We start from the raw sequence: 18509 nt of genomic DNA on the forward strand, positions 1-18509 counted from the left end.
CTTCCGTGTTTTGCGGGGTGCAAATGTAAAAAGCATTTTCAAATCTCACAAGCTTTTCTCAATCTTTTTTCTGAAAAAATTTTCAGTTTCGATTTCTTTTCTTGTCAGTGTTTCAGTGAACGTCTTTCGTTGTTGCGGGTGCAAAAGTACACAACAATTCCAGTTACGCAAGCCTTTTTCTAAACTATTTTTAATCTTTTTTGCAATTATTTCTTAACTCTCTGATAACACAAGTTTTACAATTCATTATTTTTTGAAACATTGTCAGGTTTTTCTGCACCGCATTGCTTTTTCCTTATTTTAACCCCTTTTCCCTAACCCGTTTTTGAGGAGTTTTTATGTTTTGAACCTCTTTTGAATGGTTTTGCCGCAAAGGCACTAAGACGCAAAGACTGCTTTTTCTGCCGTTTTATTAATCTCGCAGAGCCGAAAAGGCGCTGAGTTTTTATTTTTGGGAGGTTTTTATTCTGGAAATGCTCAAATCTTCCCAATTTTTTATTCTGAAAACTTATGCCCTAGCCCCGATAGAAGCGGAAATCCTTTTATTTTGGGGTTCAAAATAAAAGATTGAAGCGGATAGCAGGAAATAGCTCCATCAAAATAAACTTCAATTCTTCAAATACCAAACTTAAAAGGGCTTCGACTTCGCTCAGCCAGCCATATATACTATATATTATAGATATTGATGAACTCATAAGACGCACTGCAGTGCGTCTCTACGGAAAATTGGGGCTTAATTATAATTATACATATATATGTATACAAAACAAACCCGACAGATTTTAGAAAACTGTCGGGTTATGAAATATCTTGTTTTATTAAATCAATCGAAGCGAATTGCTTTTACAGGAGAGATTTTTGTTATTATATAGGAAGGAATTAATAATACTACGAAGCATACTGTTATGGTTAGTAAATTCAACAGAGCTATATAACCCCAATTTAAATATACGGGAGCTTGGTTAACATAGTAATTTTCGGGATTTAGATGAATGATTCCGAATTGCTGTTGAATTAACAGCAGTGTAATTCCAATTAAGTTGCCCCAAAACAATCCTCGAACGATTAGGTAGAATGCATTGTATAGAAATACTTTGCGGACTGTCCAGTTATTTGCTCCTAATGCTTTTAGAATTCCAATCATTTGTGTGCGTTCTAAAATAAGAACGAGTAATGCGACTACCATATTAATTGTAGCAACCAGAATCATTATGGCAAGGATTACAATTATATTGAAATCGAAAAGCTGAAGCCAGTCAAAAATATAGCTATACTTTTCGGTAATTGTTTTTGTATCGAGATTTGAAGAGATTTGTTCGTAAATCTGGTTTCCTGTTTCTTTAATAGTTGTAAAGTCTTTTACAAAAACTTCAAAAGCTCCAACTTGATCCGGACTCCATTTGTTGATTCGTTGAATATGACGAATATCTCCTATTATATATGTAGCATCGAAATCCTGAAATCCTGAGCTAAAAATTCCTGCGATTTTAAATCGGCGGCTGTTTGGCAGTTTTCCTTGCTCTTCTTTTATAAAGAAGGTATTGAAACTGTCACCTAATTTTAAATTCAACCGATCTGCAAGAAATCTTGAAATAATAACTTCTTCGTTTAGTGTTTTTGAAAAATCAGGCAGTTTACCTTCTACTAAGTACTCTTTTATATTGTTCCAATTATAATCTGCTCCTACTCCTTTAAAAACAATTCCTTCAAAGGCATTTTCTGTTCTAATAATTCCGGCTTTGCTTGCGACTGCCTGAATATGGCTCACTTCTGGAACTGATTTGAAATTTGGATAAAAATCTTGTTTTTTTGAAATTGGGATTAAGGTTATCTCTGAATTATTATTGTCATAATTCGAAATAATGATCTGACCGTTGAAGGCAGAAACTTTTTCGCGTATTTTTTGCTGTAATCCAATTCCGGTTGCTACAGAAACCATCATCATAATTATACCTATTGCAATTGCTGAAATGGCAATTTTAATAATTGGTGCCGATATACTGCTTTTGTAATCCTTGGCAGTGATGAGTCTTTTTGCTATAAAGTATTCTAGATTCAATTTAGGGTTCTGTTATGATTTATATTTCTTTTTCGATCAGGTTATTCAAAAATACATTTAAAAAAGCGAAATGTATAATCTTAAAGTAACAATGCTCTTTAAACGCTTAAAGTGGTAATTTCTTTTTCATTTCTTCTACTATATTATAAGCCGCTGGACAAATTGCAACATTTTTCAAAGTCAGATCTGCAATTTGATGAAACTTTTTACGATCTGTATGCGGAAACTCCCTGCAGGCTTTTGGTCTTACATCATAAATCATACAATAATTTTCACTGTCCAGGAATGTACAAGGAACGCTTTTTAAAACATAATCTTTATCTTCATCAATACGTAGATACTGATCAATAAACTGCTGTGGTTTTTGTCTGAAAGATTTTGATATTCTTTCAATATCTGCCAAAGTAAATAAAGGCCCAGTTGTTTTACAGCAATTGGCGCATTGTAAACAATCCGTTTTTTTAAATTCGGCATCATGCAAGTCCTGCATAACGTAATCTAAATTCTTTGGCTGTTTCTTTTTCAGCTTATCAAAATACTTTTTGTTTTCGATATGCTTATCTTTGGCTAACTTATTTAAGTTATTTAAAATCTGTTTCAAGTTTAATATTTAAAGTTGAGCTGCAAAATTAAACAACTTTAAACTTGAAACCTTAAACTTTGAACTAAATTACAATGAAAGATCTTTTTGGGAAAGCGATGTATGATTTCCAAACTAATAATTCGCCCGAAGATATTATTACCGAAACTTCGATTTCTGAAGAAGATGAAATGAGCGTTGAATATTTATTTCGCTCTTATGATGAAATGCCAAAAATTGAGCAAAAGGCTTTACAAATTACAACAGGAAAAACTTTAGATGTGGGATGCGGTGCCGGAAGCCACAGTTTGTCTTTACAAAACGATCGCAATTTAGATGTTATTTCTATCGACATTTCTGAAAAAGCAATTGAAACTTGCAAGCTTCGCGGATTAAAAAATGCCAAAGTTGAAAATGTATTGGATTATGAAGGAGAAAAATTTGATACAATTATTTTACTGATGAATGGAACAGGTATTTTTGGGAAATTAGCAAATTGCAATTCCTATTTATCAAAATTAAAGTCACTCTTGAATCCTGGCGGACAAATTTTAATTGACAGTTCTGATATTATTTATATGTTTGATGAAGATGAAGATGGCGGAAAATGGATTCCGTCTGAAACAGAGTATTACGGAGAGCTTACTTTTACAATATCGTATAAAGGAGAAAAAGAAGAAACTTTTGATTGGTTGTATCTCGATTATAATACACTGCAGAATGCCGCAATTGCAAACGGATTAACATGTGAATTAGTTATGGAAGGTGATCATTATAATTATCTAGCCAGACTTTCAATATAAATATCTTTTATCATGGAAAATTTAGATTTAGAAAAATTAAAATACCCTATAGGAAAATTTGAAGTTCCTAAAGAATTCACATCTAAATATATTTTAGATAAGATTGAAGAAATTTCGACTTTTCCTGAAAGGTTAAAAAAGGAAGCTACTCCTCTTAATGATGAACAATTAGACACTCCGTATCGACCTGAAGGCTGGACTGTTCGACAAGTAATTCATCATTGCGCCGAAAGCCACATGAATTGTTACATTAGATTAAAGTGGGCTTTAACTGAAAACAATCCGATTATAAAGCCTTATGACGAAAAATTGTGGTCTGAACTGTCGGATAATTTAACGATGCCAATAGCTCCTACACTAAATTTATTAGATGGATTGCATTTTAGATTATCTTATATAATGAGAAATTTATCTGAAGTTGATTTAGAAAGGTCATTTATTCATCCTGAAAATAATTCTGAATATCGAATTCAACAAATTATTGGGATGTATGCCTGGCACGGAAATCATCATCTTGCTCAGATTGTCAATTTAAAAAATCAGAAAAACTGGAAATAATAAAATGTTTCTTTTTTACACAGTGTGTATTTATTACATAAAAAAAACCTCTTCTAAGTTAGAAGAGGTTTTTTTATGATTTAAGGTATATTTAAATACTTATGAGTTTGAAGTGAAACTCTCCATTTCGGATTATTCATTACATAATCAACAATCAGCGGTGTCATTTCTTCTTTTTTGCTCCATTCTGGCTGAAGAAATAAAATGGCATTATCATTAACCAATTCTGCTTGTTCTTCTGCAAAGATAAAATCGTGCTTATTATAAATAATTACTTTTAATTCATGTGCGTTAGCATAAACATCGGGCGTTGGAAGTTTGTTTTTCTTTGGTGAAAGACAAATCCAGTCCCAAGTTCCAGATAACGGATAGGCTCCAGAAGTTTCGATATGAACTTTTAAGTTTTTATCTTTTAATTGCTGTGTCAACAAAGTCATATCCCATGTAAGCGGCTCTCCGCCGGTAACTACAACTGTATTTGCATAACTTGAAGCATTATTTACAATTACATCGATATTTGTTGGCGGATGCAATTCTGCATTCCAGCTCTCTTTCACATCACACCAGTGACACCCAACATCACAGCCTCCAATTCTAATGAAGTAAGCAGCGGTTCCGGTATGAAAACCTTCGCCCTGAATGGTATAAAATTCTTCCATCAAAGGCAGCATCGCTCCTTTGTTTACTTCTAATTGTATTTCTTTTGGTAACATTATTTTAATTTAATGTGCAAAGATAGTCAATTAATTATGGAACAAAAAAACCGATAGTTCAAAGCGAACTATCGGTTTTAATAAATTAGTTTAAAACTATATTATTTTAAAGCTTTTACAGATTGTGAAGCGTATGTATTTGCTGGATCTAAAACTAAAGTTTTATTGAAATATTCAATTGCTTTAGCTTTATCAGTATTTGCATAACTTGCTCCAATACTGTTGTAAGCTTCTACAATTTTTTTAACTGTAGCTGGTTTTGCTAATTCTTCAGCGCCTTTTGCTGTTGTTTTAGCAACATACTCCTCGTAGTTTTTGATAATTAAATCATCTTTCTCTAACAAGTTGTTGATTCTTCCTTTGTATAAGTAAGCCTCATCATAAGTTGGAGAAGCAATTAAAATTCTATCAAAAGCAGCATCTGCTTTAGCTAACTGAGCAGCATCTGCAGCTCCGCCAGTTTTATTAGCATTTGCATAATAAACAGAAATACCGTAGTAAACGTTGTCATCTAAGTAATTTTTAGAATCTTTGTTGTTTGCACCGAATTCAAAGATAGAAGCCGCTTGAGCAAATTGTTTTTTACCAAATAAAGCTTTTCCTAAATCATTAAGTTCTTCAACTACTAACGGCTCTAATTCGATTGCTTTTTTGATATCTGCAAGACCAGCGTCAAATGAAGCCTGATCTACAGCACCTTCAGCATTTGTTCCTTTTTTAATTTTAGATAACCCTAAATATAAATAATCTCTACCAATTACTTTATTTGTTGGAGTTTTGATATAATCTTCGATAGATTTGATAGCCACATCAACATTTCCGTTTTCGTAAGCAGCATAACCTAAATATCTAAAGATTCTAGGGTTTACTTTATCCTCTGCAATCATTTTGTTTGCTACAGTTTCTAAACTCTTGTAATCTTTTACCAAGATTAAGAAATCTGCGTGACGCATTTTAGAATCTAAAGAGTAATCTGTTAAGCTTAGGTATTTTTCGTAGTTTGTAATTGCGTTTTGCAAATTAACTTTAGCCGTAGAAGGTTTGTTTCTTCCCCATTTGTAATATGTTTCAGCTAATTCTCTGTAAACAGGACCATAATTTGGATTTATAGCAATAACTTCATTGAAAGATTTAATAGCTTCATCATAAGATTTTGCTCCTTTCAACAAAACACCTAATTGCATTTTTGCTCTTAAAAGAGTTGGATCTGCTGTAAAAGCATCACGGTAAGCTTTGTAAGCATCGTTTTGATTGTTAGCTCCATAATATGCATCTCCAATTGTTAAAAGTGCATTTGCATTTTGCGGCTCAATTAATAAAGCTTTTTTCAAACTTGCAACTGCATTTGTGTAATCAGGGTTTACAGAGTTCATGTAAGCTTTACCGATATAAACGAATTCCTCAATATCTTTACGTTTAATATCTTTTGTAGCTAAAGCAAAGTTAGCTTGTGCGCTAGCAACATTTTTATTATCAAGATCGATTTGACCTAAACCAATATAGTTTAAGTTTTTCTTATCTGATGCTTCAATTCCGTTTAAGTAATAGATTTTAGCAGAATCAACAACACTTTGGTTTAAGTAAATATTACCTAAAACAAAATTAGCTTCTCCATCTGAAGGCTTAGCTTTGATGATTGATTTAAGTAATGATTTTGCTTTTTGAAACTGTTCAGCATCGATTGCCTTTTTTGCTTCTTTAATATCTTGCGCGTTTGCAACAGAAGCTGTAGCAATCATAGCAAGACTAAAAATTTTAAATTTATTCATCTTTGTTGTAATTAATTTATTCTTTATCGTTTATAATTTGACTTCTAATATTAAATTTCCTACCTGGAGTCTTAACAGGCATTAAACCAGATTTCAAAACTATTCTTTGTCCAATCTCACCAGCCATGAAAGAGGCAAGTCCCATTCCTAGTCCAGAATAACCCTGACAGTTTATAATAAACAAATCACGTGCCAAAGGATATTTGTTTAATGCTATGTTAGTTTGACTAGGGCTATAATAATTGTTATCATTTAAGCCTTTAACGCTTAAAACATCAATTTTTTTGATTGTTTCAATCATGTCTGGAGATGGCTGTGACAACCAATTCACTCCAACAACACCAATCATTTCATCATTTTCTGAAACAAATTTAATAACTTCATCATTTGTTTTGAAAGAAAAAACACCCGTTGAAGGAAAATCTTTTACTTTCGCCAGCTCTTTCATATAACGTACAGTACTTGAATTTGGGTTGTCAAAAACAATTCCTTTTATCTTAGAATCAGTTTTACCCTGTAAAAAATCAATTACAGTTTTCAACGCAATTAATGTATCATTATTGTTCTTTTTTGCAATTAAGGCAATTCCATCAATTGCAAAGGGGGTAATTCGAGGTTTAATTTTACTTTTTTCGAATCTTCCCAATTCTTCTTTACTCAGTTTTCTAGCTGTTACAACAACCTTAGCTTTTTTATTTAACAGGTCGTTAATAAGCTCCACTTCTGACTTTGGATTAACCGTAATCTTAGCATCATAATATGTACCTTCAAAAACAGCAACCTGATCATCGACAATCTGCTTTATAGTTTCATCAACAGTAACATCAACTGATCCTTTTAAAATTGTTTCGTTTTCAGATTCATTTTTGCTTTTTTGGTTGCACATAACAAACAAAAAGACAAAAAGAACCAAACCAACAACTTTACTATATTTTAACATAATTACTCTGTATTAGAATTTATCAATCGCAGAAAACGTATTGCTGAATAGACAATAAGTAATCCACCAAAAGCATATCTGTATTTAGGTTCCATATTTAAAGGAAGTTTTTCCCAAAACATTATCATTAAACCCAGCACAAGATATATTAAAAAAAACAGTATTCCTAAAACAAGAAGAAATCGCTCTTTGAGCGATTTCTTCTGAATATTATTAAGCATATCTTTTAACATTATTCTGCAGATTGAATAGTAATAGGTAAAGAGTAAAGAACCCTAACTTTTTTACCATTTTGCTCGCCGGGAGTCCATTTTGGACATTTTTTAAGAACACGAATTGCTTCTGCTCCTGTACCGTAACCGATATCCCTTAAAACTTTAATGTCGGTTAATGAACCGTCTTTTTCAACTACAAAAGTAACGTAAACTTTACCTTTTAAACCTTCTTCTTCCGGAGTCTTGTAATTATTTCCTACGAATTTGTAGAATTTATCCATCCCTCCAGGGAAATCAGGTTTTACTTCGATACCAGCTGTATTATATACACTGTTATCTTCTTCTACGACTTGAGAAACTGGTCCTGTACCTACTGGCTCATCAACAGTTAAAACTGCATCTGGATCTCCTTTGATAGTTTCATTACCTACTTTCTTGTCTTTCAAATCCTCAATTTTTGGAGGATCTTCAGTAACTTCTTCCGCTTTAGCAACAACCGGTTTTGTAAATTTCACCTGATCCACTTTTGGTGGTGGTGGTGGTGGTGGTGGTTGATTAGGCTTTACTTCCTCTTTTTTAGGAGGTAATTTCACTGTAGCAATCTTAACATTGTTATCTACTTCATCTTCACCAGATTCTGGTAAAAAACTAGCAATAAGAGGAGCTGCAACAGCAAAGCTAAAAATGATCGAACCTATGATAAGCGCTTTTACCGTAGTTTTGTTGTTCGATTTTCTTAACTCGTATGCACCATATATCTTATTACGTCCTTCGAATACGATATCAAGCCACGTGTTTTTAATTATATCTAATTTCATTTTCTTGATTATTAGGATGTTAAAACAAGATAACCCTTATTTTTTCTCTATCAGTTTTGTTTCCTCTGGTGTAAACTCAGGAACAATAGCATACGTATCAACTTTAGTAATTGCCATTTCATCCAATATATCTACCAAATTACGGTAATTTGATTTTTTAGTTGGTTTGATAATAACAATAATTCCCTGTTTAGGCTTCCCTTTAGCAGCAGAATATTCTAAAACTGTTTTTTTTCTTTTAAGCAGTTCTCTACGAATCCCATCTTTACCATATGCAATATCTTTAGGTCCACCAATAGGTTTTTCTAACAATCCCATATAATAAGTCAATTTGTTGTCGGCACCAAGTATTACAGTCATCGTACGATTCTCATCTACTTTTGTATCTTCTACCTTCGTCGTATCATCCTCTTTATTTGGTAAAGACAAATCCATCGATTGAGGTTTTGACAACGATGTGGTCAACATAAAGAATGTGATCAATAAGAATGCCAAATCCACCATAGCCGTTAAATCGACTTTCGAATTTTGCTTTTTACTTCTTACCTTGCCACCTTTTCCGCCGCCACCGTCGCCGGTATTTAATTCAGCCATTTTAGTGTATCTTTTTTAATTAAAAGTCTTTTCCTCTCGTACCTGTAACTAAGTTAAAGGAGTTGATTTTCTGATCTTGTAAAATATCCATAATTTTTTTAATTTTTGGATATTCTTCTTTAGCATCACCTTTTATTGCAATCTGCAATTCTTTATCATCTAGATCAATCGCAGCTCTTCTTGAAACTAACAACCATTCTTTTAATTGATTATCTAAAGAATCGATTGGAATTCCAGGTTGATCCGCTTTTACTCTTTCAGCTGAAGTCATACCAATGATTTGCTTTAAACTTGTTACAGGAACACCAAAGTCATCCATTAAAGCAAATTTAGTTTTATCATCTTCTGTAAAAGTCACACCGAATTTTGCACCCATTCCTTCAAGAGTTCTTTTACGAATCTCTCTACCTTTTAGGTCAAAAAACACTTTGCTTTTCCCATCTTTATCTTTTCCTACTGTAATAATTGCCAAATCAGTATCTGGTAATTTAAATTCAGCAACAGAAGCAGGCATATCTACAGGAAGTGCTTCAGGCACCTTAGCAGTAGCGGTCAAAATAAAGAACGTAAGCAAAAGGAACGCAACATCACACATGGCAGTCATATCTGTCGATGTTGACTTTTTTTTCATTTTTATTTTAGCCATTCTCTTTTATTTTATTTTGATATAATTAATTGTAATTATTAATATCAAAAATTAATTATTGTTTCAAACTTCCTCTGAATCTTCTGTAAGTATTCACGATTGTAGTACCAGCCTCATCGATAGAGTAAGTTAAATCGTCAATTTTAGCAGTAAAGAAGTTGTAAGAAACAATTGCTAAGATAGAAGTAGAGATACCTGTTGCAGTGTTGATAAGTGCCTCAGAAATACCAGTTGCAAGAGCAGCTTGGTCAGGAGTTCCAGCAGAAGCTAACGCACCAAACGCTTTAATCATACCTGATACAGTTCCTAATAATCCTCCTAAAGTTCCTAATGATACTAAAGTAGAGATAATAGTCATATTTTTTTCTAACATTGGCATTTCTAATGAAGTTGCCTCTTCGATTTCTTTGTGGATTACTTCAGAAGCTTCTTCACTGTTGAATCCTTCTTTTTTAACGTCTTGATATTTAATCAAAGCAGATTTAATTGCGTTTGCAACTGAACCTTGTTGTTTGTCACATGAAGCGATAGCAGCCTCAATGTTTCCTTCTTTAATACTTCCTTGAACGCTTTTCATGAATTTGTCTAGGTTAGCTTTTCCAGCAGCTTTACCGATAACAATGAATCTTTCAATTGAAAAAACAACAACCATTAAAAACATACCTAATAATACTGGTACAATAAATCCTCCTTTATAAACTTGTCCTAATGTATTGATTGGATGTCCAGTTTCAGGGTTACCTCCTTCGAAGTTAGACGTATCTCCCATGATTACTTTCCAAATAAACACCCCAACCAAAATACACGCAACAATAATGATTCCTGTAATCATCCCTCCTCCATTTGAAGTGCTTTCTTTTTTAACTTTAACGTTTGCCATTTTTTTAAATTTTAATAGTTTTAAATAATTTTTATTTTTTAGTTATATTTAACTTGTAGGGTAGCAAATTTATACGTTTAGTTTAAATAAAAAAACTTTTTTTAATTTTATTGAAGGAAATTTAACGTCAAATTAAAAAATATCTCATTAATTTGTCGGCAGTATTTTTATGATAAAACAAAAAAAAAGGCGAATAATAAAAAAATTACAACGTTTTAGTAAATATTCAATCATTCCGTTGAAATCTTCTTAAAAAGCTGCGAATTTATTTTTTATGTTTATTTCAATCAAAAAAAGCATTTTCCTACTAAAAAAAAGATAGTTAAATTGTTAAAAAATCAAACAAAACTCTTATAATCATCTAAATTACAAATAAAAACATGAATAAAAAAGATAATTTCATTCAGGAGATAAATAGCGGTTATTCGGCTAAAGGTGACTCTATTATTTTGGGCGGTGCAATTTTAGATGGTGAAGCAATTGCCGAGGCTCACGTCAAGATTCCTTTAAAAACATTAAACCGCCACGGTCTTATTGCCGGAGCGACCGGAACCGGAAAAACAAAAACAATTCAGGTTTTTTCTGAGCAGTTATCAAATGCCGGAATCCCTGTTTTAATGATGGATATTAAAGGTGATTTTAGCGGTATTGCAAAAGAAGGAAAAGAGGAAGGTTTTATTACAGAACGTCACTCTAAAATAAATGTACCTTATAATGTAGCTGCGTTTCCGGTTGAGTTGATGTCGCTGTCTAAACAAAACGGAGTTCGTCTGCGTGCAACGGTTTCAGAATTTGGTCCGGTTTTATTTTCGAGAATCTTAGATTTAAATGATACTCAGGCCGGAGTTGTGGCGGTTATCTTTAAATATTGTGATGATAATCAAATGCCTTTATTAGATTTAAAAGACATTAAAAAAGTTATCAATTATATTACGGAAGAAGGTAAAGAAGAAATCGCTGCCAGTTACGGCAAGATATCAACTGCTACAACCGGAACAATTCTTAGAAAAATTATTGAACTGGAACAGCAAGGCGGTGATTTGTTTTTTGGCGAATTGTCTTTTGAAACTGATGATTTAATGCGAATTGACGAAAACGGAAAAGGATACGTTAATATCATCCGCTTGACGGATATTCAGGATAAACCAAAATTATTCTCCACTTTCATGTTAAGCCTTTTAGCAGAGATTTATCAAAAAATGCCTGAAAAAGGAGATGCAGAGCAGCCTGAACTGGTAATCTTTATAGATGAAGCGCATTTAATTTTCAATGAAGCCAGTAAAGCGTTATTAGAGCAAATTGAAACGATTGTAAAATTAATTCGTTCAAAAGGTGTGGGTGTTTATTTTGTTACTCAAAACCCAATGGATGTTCCGAGTGGTGTTTTGGCACAATTAGGATTAAAAATTCAGCATGCACTTAGAGCTTTTACTGCAAATGATCGTCAGGCGATTAAAAAAACAGCTGATAATTACCCAACTTCTGAATATTATAAAACTGATGAATTACTGACAAGTTTAGGGATTGGAGAAGCTTTGGTAACAGCCCTAAACGAAAAAGGTGTTCCGACACCGCTTGTTGCCACAATGATGCGTGCGCCACAAAGTCGAATGGATATTTTATCGCCTTCTGAAATTGAAGAAATAAACAACAAATCGAAACTGGTTAAAAAATATGGCGAAGAGATTGACCGTGAAAGCGCCTTCGAAATCTTATCTAAAAAAATAGCCGATGCAAATGAAGCTGCTGCTCAACAAGAAGAAGAAACACCAACAAGGTCTTCAAAAGCAGAACCAAGCACTGCAAGTGTAGTGGGTAAATCGGTTTTAAAAGTGGTAACAAGCGCTACCTTTATAAGAGGCGTGTTTGGCGTTTTGACCAAAATCTTTAAGAAATAACAATATCAAAAATCAATTACAATATCAATGTCAATTTAAAATTGATTTTTGATATTGTAATTGACATTGATTTATTTTTGCAGTAAATCCAGAATTTTATTTTCAACTTCTGGTGAGTTCCAGATATTTTCTATGTTGTCCAGTTTTAAAACTTCTTCCATAATTCCGTTTTGGAAATCTCCAATTGCCAATGCTTCTGCATACGGGCGGTCGCTAAAAGTAACGCGGCTGTAAAGCGGAATCCATTTATCTGGATGTTTATCTGAGAAAACTTTTTCTATTTTCTTTTGTAATAAGAATTTTTCATCTGCCGTTTTGGTACTCATTTCCATGAAATTTCGGTATGAAAGTTCAGCAATTGCATCGGCATTTGGTTTGCGGGAAATTTGATATTCAGAGAAAATCTTTTTCCAGTCGTTTCCAAACTTTTCAATCATTTCGTTCAGCACCGTAATATCTTCAAAACCGGCATTCATCCCTTGTCCATAAAAAGGAACAATAGCGTGGCAGGCATCTCCAATTAAAGCAATTTTATCTTCGTAAGTCCACGGAAAACATTTCATGGTTACCAAAGTACTTGTTGGGTTTTTAAAGAAATCATTTGCCAGTTCCGGAATCACTTCAATCGAATCCGGGAAATTTTTCTCAAAGAAATCTTCAACCATTTTACGATCTGTAAGCGATTCAAAAGAATTTTTCCCTTCAAAAGGCATAAATAAAGTACAGGTAAAACTTCCATCAAGATTAGGAAGCGCAATTAGCATGTACTCGCCTCTCGGCCAAATATGAAAAGAATTTTTATCTAATTTATGCGTTCCGTCAGCATTTGCCGGAATATTCAATTCCTTATAACCCATATTTAAAAATTCCTGCGAATAATTAAACATGCTCTGGCGCTGCATTCTGTGGCGGATTCTCGAAAATGCTCCATCGGCACCAAAAACCATATCGTATTTTCGTTCTTCCCACTCGCCTCTTTCACTTTCGCCAATGTGCAAAGTTGCATCACTTAACGTTACATCCCAGATTTTTTGTTCAAAATGAAATTCGGCTCCGGCATTTTCGGCCAAATCAATCATTTTTCTGTTTAGCTTTCCTCTCGAAATCGAATAAATCGATTCGCCTTCCTGTCCATAATTCTGAAAATTGAGTTTATCGACCAAATGAATGGCACGTTTACCCATAGGAATTGCAATTTCCCGAACTGCATCACCAACTCCAACGCCGTCAAGCGCTTTCCATCCACGATTAGACATTGCAAGATTAATAGAACGGCCAGAAAAATTTATTTTTCTAATATCAGGGCTTCGATCATAAACATGAACTGTGTGACCTGCTTTTTTAAGATAAATTGCCAACAGCGATCCTACAAGTCCAGAACCTACAACAGCAATTTTGAGTGAAGTTTGCATCGGGGAAAATCTAATATATAAGATCGTAAAAATAAGTAATAATTGTACATAAGCTTTAAATTACAACAAATATTTAACCTTAAATACCAATATTTATTGGGCATCTGTACCCATTTTCATAACAAAATCCTATTTTATTAGATTTATTTAGATTTTCAAAAGGAGTAATTTCGTTTAAAGAAAAATCTTAACTGGGGAAAAAATCTTGCAAAGTCGCAAAGACGCAAAGTTTCTATTTTGCCACAGATTATACGGATTGTAATGATTTTTTCCCGCAGATTGAGCAGATAATTACACTTAAAAAAATCTGTAAAATCAGCTAAATCTGCGGGAAACAAACTTTGCGTCTTGGCGACTTTGCGAGAAGCCATCTCCAGTATTAAAAAATCTTAATTCAAAAAGACATTAATAAACCAACAACAATGAACAGCGAAATTTTACAATCAGAAATCATTTTAGAAAACGAAAGAGTATTATTAATTCCCTTTGAGAACGAAAGAAACATCGAACTCAAAGAAATTATTTTTGATGACGAAATCTGGAAATATATGGGAATGTATGTTCGCAACGATCAGGATTTTGAAAATTATATTCAAAGTACCTTAAAACAAAAAGCAGACGGAATTTGTTATCCGTTCCTTATTATAGATAAAGCTACAAACAGAGTTGCCGGAAGTACTCGTTATGGCTATTTAAATCATGCGAGCCAGAAATGTGAAATTGGCTGGACCTGGTATGGAAAAGATTTTCAGGGAACTGGTTTAAACAAAGCCTGTAAATATGAATTATTGAAATTTGGCTTCGAAAATATTCAATTTAAAAGAATACAATTCAGCGCTGATCTTGAAAACTTAAGATCGCAAAGAGCGATTGAAAACTTGGGAGCTTTAAAAGAAGGCTTATTTAGAAATAATTATATAGATTCTAAAGGAAACAGTAAAGACGATGTTTATTATAGTATAATTTTAGAGGAATGGCAGAATACTAAGCGAGATTATTTTGGGGAGTTTGTATAAAAATCAATTCATATGTTTAATAAAAAAAGCAATACATTAGCTTGATATAAACTTATCTTTTCTTCGTAACCTATGAAAATTAAAACTTATTTAACAGCACTTCTTATTCTGGTTTCTTTTAATTTTTATGCTCAGTCAAAAATGCTAACCGGCCCTAAACATTTAATAAGGCTGGAAATTCCTAAAAACTGGGTTCAGGCCGAAAATGATCAAATTCCTTTTTTAATAAGGCCAGACGAGAAAAATAGCAGCGACGATACTTATATGTATGTTTATGGATTAGATTATCAATCGCCGCCTGATCTAAATTTATGGATTGAAGGAAATAGTTCGGAATTAAAAAATGATATTCCTGAAATAAAGATTGGTGAATTAAATTACAGCTTTGAAAATTTAAAGAAAGATAACTTTTTAACCGGACGTTATAAAGTTGTAAGCTACATATATCCTAATTTTAAAGAAGAAGCTTTATTGGTTATCGAATCTAAAACTACCATTATTACAGCTGTTTTAGCAGCAAAAGATCATGCTGAATTTAACAAATATCTTAATTCGTTCAAAGAGCTTGTAAATTCAATAAAGATTAATGCCGCGAAAGTAACATTTGAATAAATTTTCAGAGAAACAATTCAAACTAATAAACAAAAATGAACCTCTACTCAGAACATTATGTAACTCCAAAAGCTGAAAGGTTCGTCAATAAAATTTGGTGTTTAGATAACAGCATCGGCGAAAGCCTGATTGAAAATAAACTCGTTTTACCAAACGGCTGTTTTAATCTTGCCATTGTAACTGGAAATGCGATAGAAGTTCATACTAGTAAAAACAAATACGAAATGAACGAAGGCATTTACTTTTGTTCGCAAATGACCAATAAAGTTTTGGTGAATATTCAGCCGAAAACTAAAGTCACTATAATACAGCTTCATACGTGGACACTTTCGATGTTTCCGAAATATGATTTAAGCAATTTTACAGATTCTATTCTTAAAATTAATCCTGAAGAATTGCCTTTTAAAGTTCGAAATAACGCTGAAATTGAAACTTTATTAAATACGATAAATATTTATTTTGAAGAATTAGCAGTTTTACATCTAAACAAAAATGTGATTGAAAGAATCTGCGAAATCATTAAAAATCAGGAAGAAATTTCGGTTTCTGAAATCAGTAAAGATTTAAAATCATCACAGCGATTATTGCAGATTAAATTTAAAACGGCAACCGGATTGACAATTAAAAAATACATTCAGATTTTGAAGTTTAGAAAATCGGTCGATCAAATGGTGAATTCTGATTTAGAAAAACTGAAATTAACCGATGTTGCATTGTATAATAAGTACTTCGATCAATCGCATTTCATAAAAAAATTTAAAGATGTAACGAAGACAACGCCTAAGATGTTCGACCCCAATTCCTATTTTCTTTCGCAAAAAAGGTAAGTTTTCGCTTTTATACTATTTTTCAATTTTTGATTGATGTAATATTGCAAGTCATTAATCATCAATCAATCACAATGAAAATCAATCACACTTTTTTTCAATTAAAATTTATTTTAGTTGGAATTTTACTTTTTCAAATCCAATTTGGATTTTCTCAGGAAACCGAAAACTCGGCTTTGTACAAAACCATTATGTCAAAAGACAGTCTTCTTTTTAATATTGGTTTTAATACCTGCGATATAAAACAATTTGAAAATCTTTATACCGAAGATTTTGAGTTTTATCATGACAAAGACAGCATTTCGGATAAAGCCAGATTTTTAAAAACATTGAAAAACGGAATCTGTTCTCCAACAAGAAAATATAACTATCGCAGAGAACTAATTAATGGAAGCACCGAAGTTTATCCCTTGTATAAAAATGGTATTTTATACGGTGCGATTCAAATGGGAACGCATCGTTTTTATGAAAATACGGCTGGCAGTGCTGAACAGGCCGGAAGTTTTGCCAAATTCACGCATCTTTGGCTCTTAAAAAACAAGGAGTGGAAATTAGCCCGATCGCTAAGTTACAATCATCAAATGACAAGTTCTACAGCTGGAAAATCAAATCTTTTTGATAACGATCAGGAAACTGAAAAATGGCTTAAAGAAAATAATGTTCCGGCTTTAGGAATCGGAATTATTACAGATGGAAAGCTGAAACAGGTAAAAGTTTTTGGCGAACTCAAAAAAGGTGTTACCGCGCCATATAATACCATTTGGAACGTAGCTTCTTTAACAAAACCTATTACTGCGATTACAACGCTAAAATTAGTAAGTGCAGGAAAATGGGATCTTGACGAGCCGCTTTATAAATACTGGACAGATCCAGATATTGCAAATGATCCGTATTTAAAACTGCTTACAACGAGAATTGTTTTAAGTCATCAAACGGGCTTCCCAAACTGGAGATTTTTAAACGAATCTGGGAAACTGGATTTCAAATTCAAACCCGGAACAAAATATCAATATTCTGGCGAAGGTTTTGAATATCTGCGAAAAGCGTTAGAGAAAAAATTCCATAAAACATTAGAACAATTAGCATCAGAATTGGTTTTTGAACCGGCAAAAATGAATGATTCGCAGCTTGTTTGGAATGATAAAATCGATCTTTCGAGATATGCTGTTAATTATGATAAAAAGGGAAATGCGTATGAACCGGTTAAAAACAAAACCGCAAACGCTGCCGACGATTTATTAACGACTATTGAAGATTACGGTAAGTTTCTTTGCAGTGTTTTAAACGGCGAAGGCTTGAGTAAAAAGGTATTTGACGACATGAATGCGCATCAGGTCACAACGAAAAAAGATAAATATTTTGGTCTGGGTTTTGAAATTTATGATTTCGGAAACGGCGAATATGCTTTATCACACGGCGGCGCAGATCAGGGTGTTCAAACGCTGTTTTTTATACTTCCAAAAACAAAACAAGGTCTTATTATTTTTACCAATGTTGATGATGGCTATAAAGTATACAAAGATTTACTCTTGCATTATCTTGGCGAAAATGGGCAAAAACTAATTGATATTGAAACGAAATAATTCACCCGAAAATCAATATTATAAAACTATAGCTATGCCAAAAATGATCAACATATTAGTTCTCTTTATACTATTTTTAAAAAAAGAAGCTATTGCGCAGACAAATTCAGAAATTTTAAAAATGGATCTTTTAAAAACTGAAATTATTAAAATGGACAGTTTACTTTTTGATGTTGCATTCAATCAATGCGATGCTGCCCTCTTTAAAAAAATAATTTCAGAAGATGTTGAGTTTTACGATGACCGCTCTGGATTGAACATATCTCAGGCAAATGAAATCAAATCGCTGATTTCAAAATGCGAGAGTCCGAAAAAATTAACCCGAAAACTAAATTCTTGTACAATTGATAAATTAGGCGATTTTGGAGCTGTACAATTAGGAGAACATACTTTTTATGTTGATGGCGTTCCAAAAGGGACTGGAAAATTTGTTCATATTTGGGAAAGGAATGGAACAGATTGGAAATTGAAACGAATTGTGAGTTACGAGCATAGACCTTATAAAAACTAGCCTTTAGTCTACACTCGAGTTCTTTTTTAGTAAAGTGAATGAAAAAAATTGTTGAATGTTGAAACCAAATCAAAA

At 32.8% G+C, this 18509-nt stretch carries 20 protein-coding genes; 9 read left to right on the plus strand and 11 right to left on the minus strand.

What is annotated here, in order from left to right:
- Window positions 1-183: hypothetical protein (locus BUE10_RS24255; RefSeq protein WP_234984740.1), on the plus strand; the 183-nt coding region annotated here is incomplete at its 5' end.
- A gap of 640 nt (window positions 184-823) precedes the next feature.
- Here BUE10_RS24255 and BUE10_RS11730 read toward each other — a convergent pair.
- Both BUE10_RS11730 and BUE10_RS11735 read right to left on the minus strand, forming a co-directional pair.
- The gene (locus BUE10_RS11730) at window positions 824-2059 is read right to left on the minus strand and encodes an ABC transporter permease (protein ID WP_073485304.1); all 1236 of its coding nucleotides are present in this window, start codon (window positions 2057-2059) and stop codon (window positions 824-826) included.
- Between the two features lie 106 nt (window positions 2060-2165).
- On the minus strand, window positions 2166-2660 hold the full coding sequence (locus BUE10_RS11735) for a YkgJ family cysteine cluster protein (protein WP_053472553.1): 495 nt from the start codon (window positions 2658-2660) through the stop codon (window positions 2166-2168).
- A 74-nt stretch (window positions 2661-2734) separates the two neighbouring features.
- On the opposite strand from BUE10_RS11735, the gene BUE10_RS11740 reads away from it, so the two are divergent.
- Both BUE10_RS11740 and BUE10_RS11745 read left to right on the plus strand, forming a co-directional pair.
- Entirely contained in the window at window positions 2735-3442 is a 708-nt protein-coding gene (locus BUE10_RS11740) for a class I SAM-dependent methyltransferase (RefSeq protein WP_073485306.1), read from the plus strand.
- A gap of 12 nt (window positions 3443-3454) precedes the next feature.
- Window positions 3455-4000, plus strand: a complete 546-nt coding sequence (locus tag BUE10_RS11745) for a YfiT family bacillithiol transferase (RefSeq protein ID WP_073485308.1) — start codon at window positions 3455-3457, stop codon at window positions 3998-4000.
- An 80-nt stretch (window positions 4001-4080) separates the two neighbouring features.
- On the opposite strand, the gene BUE10_RS11750 is transcribed toward BUE10_RS11745, so the two are convergent.
- The 8 genes from BUE10_RS11750 to BUE10_RS11785 form a co-directional block, all read right to left on the minus strand.
- Window positions 4081-4713 (minus strand): 7-carboxy-7-deazaguanine synthase QueE, encoded by a 633-nt coding sequence (locus BUE10_RS11750; RefSeq protein WP_073410564.1) that lies wholly within the window; start codon window positions 4711-4713, stop codon window positions 4081-4083.
- 101 nt (window positions 4714-4814) lie between these two features.
- Window positions 4815-6482: a tetratricopeptide repeat protein gene (locus BUE10_RS11755; protein ID WP_073485310.1), complete on the minus strand. Its 1668-nt coding sequence runs from the start codon at window positions 6480-6482 to the stop codon at window positions 4815-4817.
- A gap of 16 nt (window positions 6483-6498) precedes the next feature.
- Window positions 6499-7422 (minus strand): PstS family phosphate ABC transporter substrate-binding protein, encoded by a 924-nt coding sequence (locus tag BUE10_RS11760; protein ID WP_073485312.1) that lies wholly within the window; start codon window positions 7420-7422, stop codon window positions 6499-6501.
- A 2-nt stretch (window positions 7423-7424) separates the two neighbouring features.
- Window positions 7425-7655 (minus strand): hypothetical protein, encoded by a 231-nt coding sequence (locus BUE10_RS24260; protein ID WP_053472547.1) that lies wholly within the window; start codon window positions 7653-7655, stop codon window positions 7425-7427.
- Window positions 7655-8455 (minus strand): energy transducer TonB, encoded by an 801-nt coding sequence (locus BUE10_RS11770; protein WP_073485314.1) that lies wholly within the window; start codon window positions 8453-8455, stop codon window positions 7655-7657. The genes BUE10_RS24260 and BUE10_RS11770 overlap by 1 nt, the downstream gene beginning before the upstream one ends.
- A gap of 36 nt (window positions 8456-8491) precedes the next feature.
- Complete coding sequence (locus tag BUE10_RS11775; RefSeq protein WP_073485316.1) at window positions 8492-9049, minus strand: ExbD/TolR family protein; 558 nt, start codon at window positions 9047-9049, stop codon at window positions 8492-8494.
- Between the two features lie 19 nt (window positions 9050-9068).
- Window positions 9069-9695 (minus strand): ExbD/TolR family protein, encoded by a 627-nt coding sequence (locus BUE10_RS11780; RefSeq protein ID WP_073485317.1) that lies wholly within the window; start codon window positions 9693-9695, stop codon window positions 9069-9071.
- Between the two features lie 55 nt (window positions 9696-9750).
- Window positions 9751-10575 carry a MotA/TolQ/ExbB proton channel family protein gene (locus tag BUE10_RS11785; protein WP_073485319.1) on the minus strand — a complete coding sequence of 275 codons (825 nt, stop codon included), beginning with the start codon at window positions 10573-10575 and terminating at the stop codon, window positions 9751-9753.
- Between the two features lie 380 nt (window positions 10576-10955).
- On the opposite strand from BUE10_RS11785, the gene BUE10_RS11790 reads away from it, so the two are divergent.
- Window positions 10956-12473 carry a helicase HerA-like domain-containing protein gene (locus BUE10_RS11790; protein ID WP_073485321.1) on the plus strand — a complete coding sequence of 506 codons (1518 nt, stop codon included), beginning with the start codon at window positions 10956-10958 and terminating at the stop codon, window positions 12471-12473.
- Between the two features lie 71 nt (window positions 12474-12544).
- Here BUE10_RS11790 and BUE10_RS11795 read toward each other — a convergent pair whose 3' ends face one another.
- Window positions 12545-13885: an FAD-dependent oxidoreductase gene (locus BUE10_RS11795; RefSeq protein WP_073485322.1), complete on the minus strand. Its 1341-nt coding sequence runs from the start codon at window positions 13883-13885 to the stop codon at window positions 12545-12547.
- Between the two features lie 422 nt (window positions 13886-14307).
- Here BUE10_RS11795 and BUE10_RS11800 point away from each other — a divergent pair, with 422 nt between their 5' ends.
- The 5 genes from BUE10_RS11800 (at window position 14308) to BUE10_RS11820 (ending at window position 18434) form a co-directional block, all read left to right on the plus strand.
- Complete coding sequence (locus BUE10_RS11800) at window positions 14308-14901, plus strand: GNAT family N-acetyltransferase (protein WP_073485324.1); 594 nt, start codon at window positions 14308-14310, stop codon at window positions 14899-14901.
- 72 nt (window positions 14902-14973) lie between these two features.
- Window positions 14974-15513 carry a hypothetical protein gene (locus tag BUE10_RS11805; protein WP_073485326.1) on the plus strand — a complete coding sequence of 180 codons (540 nt, stop codon included), beginning with the start codon at window positions 14974-14976 and terminating at the stop codon, window positions 15511-15513.
- A gap of 35 nt (window positions 15514-15548) precedes the next feature.
- Window positions 15549-16340, plus strand: a complete 792-nt coding sequence (locus BUE10_RS11810) for a helix-turn-helix domain-containing protein (RefSeq protein ID WP_073485328.1) — start codon at window positions 15549-15551, stop codon at window positions 16338-16340.
- Window positions 16341-16414: 74 nt separating this feature from the next.
- On the plus strand, window positions 16415-17923 hold the full coding sequence (locus BUE10_RS11815) for a serine hydrolase (protein ID WP_073485329.1): 1509 nt from the start codon (window positions 16415-16417) through the stop codon (window positions 17921-17923).
- Window positions 17924-17966: 43 nt separating this feature from the next.
- Window positions 17967-18434 carry a nuclear transport factor 2 family protein gene (locus BUE10_RS11820; RefSeq protein ID WP_234984741.1) on the plus strand — a complete coding sequence of 156 codons (468 nt, stop codon included), beginning with the start codon at window positions 17967-17969 and terminating at the stop codon, window positions 18432-18434.
- The last annotated feature ends 75 nt before the right edge of the window (window positions 18435-18509 follow it).

Source organism: Flavobacterium sp. CF108 (assembly GCF_900129795.1).
Taxonomy (GTDB): domain Bacteria; phylum Bacteroidota; class Bacteroidia; order Flavobacteriales; family Flavobacteriaceae; genus Flavobacterium.

Excerpts from the sequence above, each read along its gene's own strand:
- BUE10_RS11740 (WP_073485306.1), top strand. The coding sequence starts at position 2,735 with ATGAAAGATCTTTTTGGGAAAGCGATGTATGATTTCCAAACTAATAAT.
- BUE10_RS11745 (WP_073485308.1), top strand. The coding sequence starts at position 3,455 with ATGGAAAATTTAGATTTAGAAAAATTAAAATACCCTATAGGAAAATTT.
- BUE10_RS11750 (WP_073410564.1), bottom strand. The coding sequence starts at position 4,713 with ATGTTACCAAAAGAAATACAATTAGAAGTAAACAAAGGAGCGATGCTG.
- BUE10_RS11755 (WP_073485310.1), bottom strand. The coding sequence starts at position 6,482 with ATGAATAAATTTAAAATTTTTAGTCTTGCTATGATTGCTACAGCTTCT.
- BUE10_RS11760 (WP_073485312.1), bottom strand. The coding sequence starts at position 7,422 with ATGTTAAAATATAGTAAAGTTGTTGGTTTGGTTCTTTTTGTCTTTTTG.
- BUE10_RS24260 (WP_053472547.1), bottom strand. The coding sequence starts at position 7,655 with ATGTTAAAAGATATGCTTAATAATATTCAGAAGAAATCGCTCAAAGAG.
- BUE10_RS11770 (WP_073485314.1), bottom strand. The coding sequence starts at position 8,455 with ATGAAATTAGATATAATTAAAAACACGTGGCTTGATATCGTATTCGAA.
- BUE10_RS11775 (WP_073485316.1), bottom strand. The coding sequence starts at position 9,049 with ATGGCTGAATTAAATACCGGCGACGGTGGCGGCGGAAAAGGTGGCAAG.
- BUE10_RS11780 (WP_073485317.1), bottom strand. The coding sequence starts at position 9,695 with ATGGCTAAAATAAAAATGAAAAAAAAGTCAACATCGACAGATATGACT.
- BUE10_RS11785 (WP_073485319.1), bottom strand. The coding sequence starts at position 10,575 with ATGGCAAACGTTAAAGTTAAAAAAGAAAGCACTTCAAATGGAGGAGGG.
- BUE10_RS11790 (WP_073485321.1), top strand. The coding sequence starts at position 10,956 with ATGAATAAAAAAGATAATTTCATTCAGGAGATAAATAGCGGTTATTCG.
- BUE10_RS11795 (WP_073485322.1), bottom strand. The coding sequence starts at position 13,885 with ATGCAAACTTCACTCAAAATTGCTGTTGTAGGTTCTGGACTTGTAGGA.
- BUE10_RS11800 (WP_073485324.1), top strand. The coding sequence starts at position 14,308 with ATGAACAGCGAAATTTTACAATCAGAAATCATTTTAGAAAACGAAAGA.
- BUE10_RS11805 (WP_073485326.1), top strand. The coding sequence starts at position 14,974 with ATGAAAATTAAAACTTATTTAACAGCACTTCTTATTCTGGTTTCTTTT.
- BUE10_RS11810 (WP_073485328.1), top strand. The coding sequence starts at position 15,549 with ATGAACCTCTACTCAGAACATTATGTAACTCCAAAAGCTGAAAGGTTC.
- BUE10_RS11815 (WP_073485329.1), top strand. The coding sequence starts at position 16,415 with ATGAAAATCAATCACACTTTTTTTCAATTAAAATTTATTTTAGTTGGA.
- BUE10_RS11820 (WP_234984741.1), top strand. The coding sequence starts at position 17,967 with ATGATCAACATATTAGTTCTCTTTATACTATTTTTAAAAAAAGAAGCT.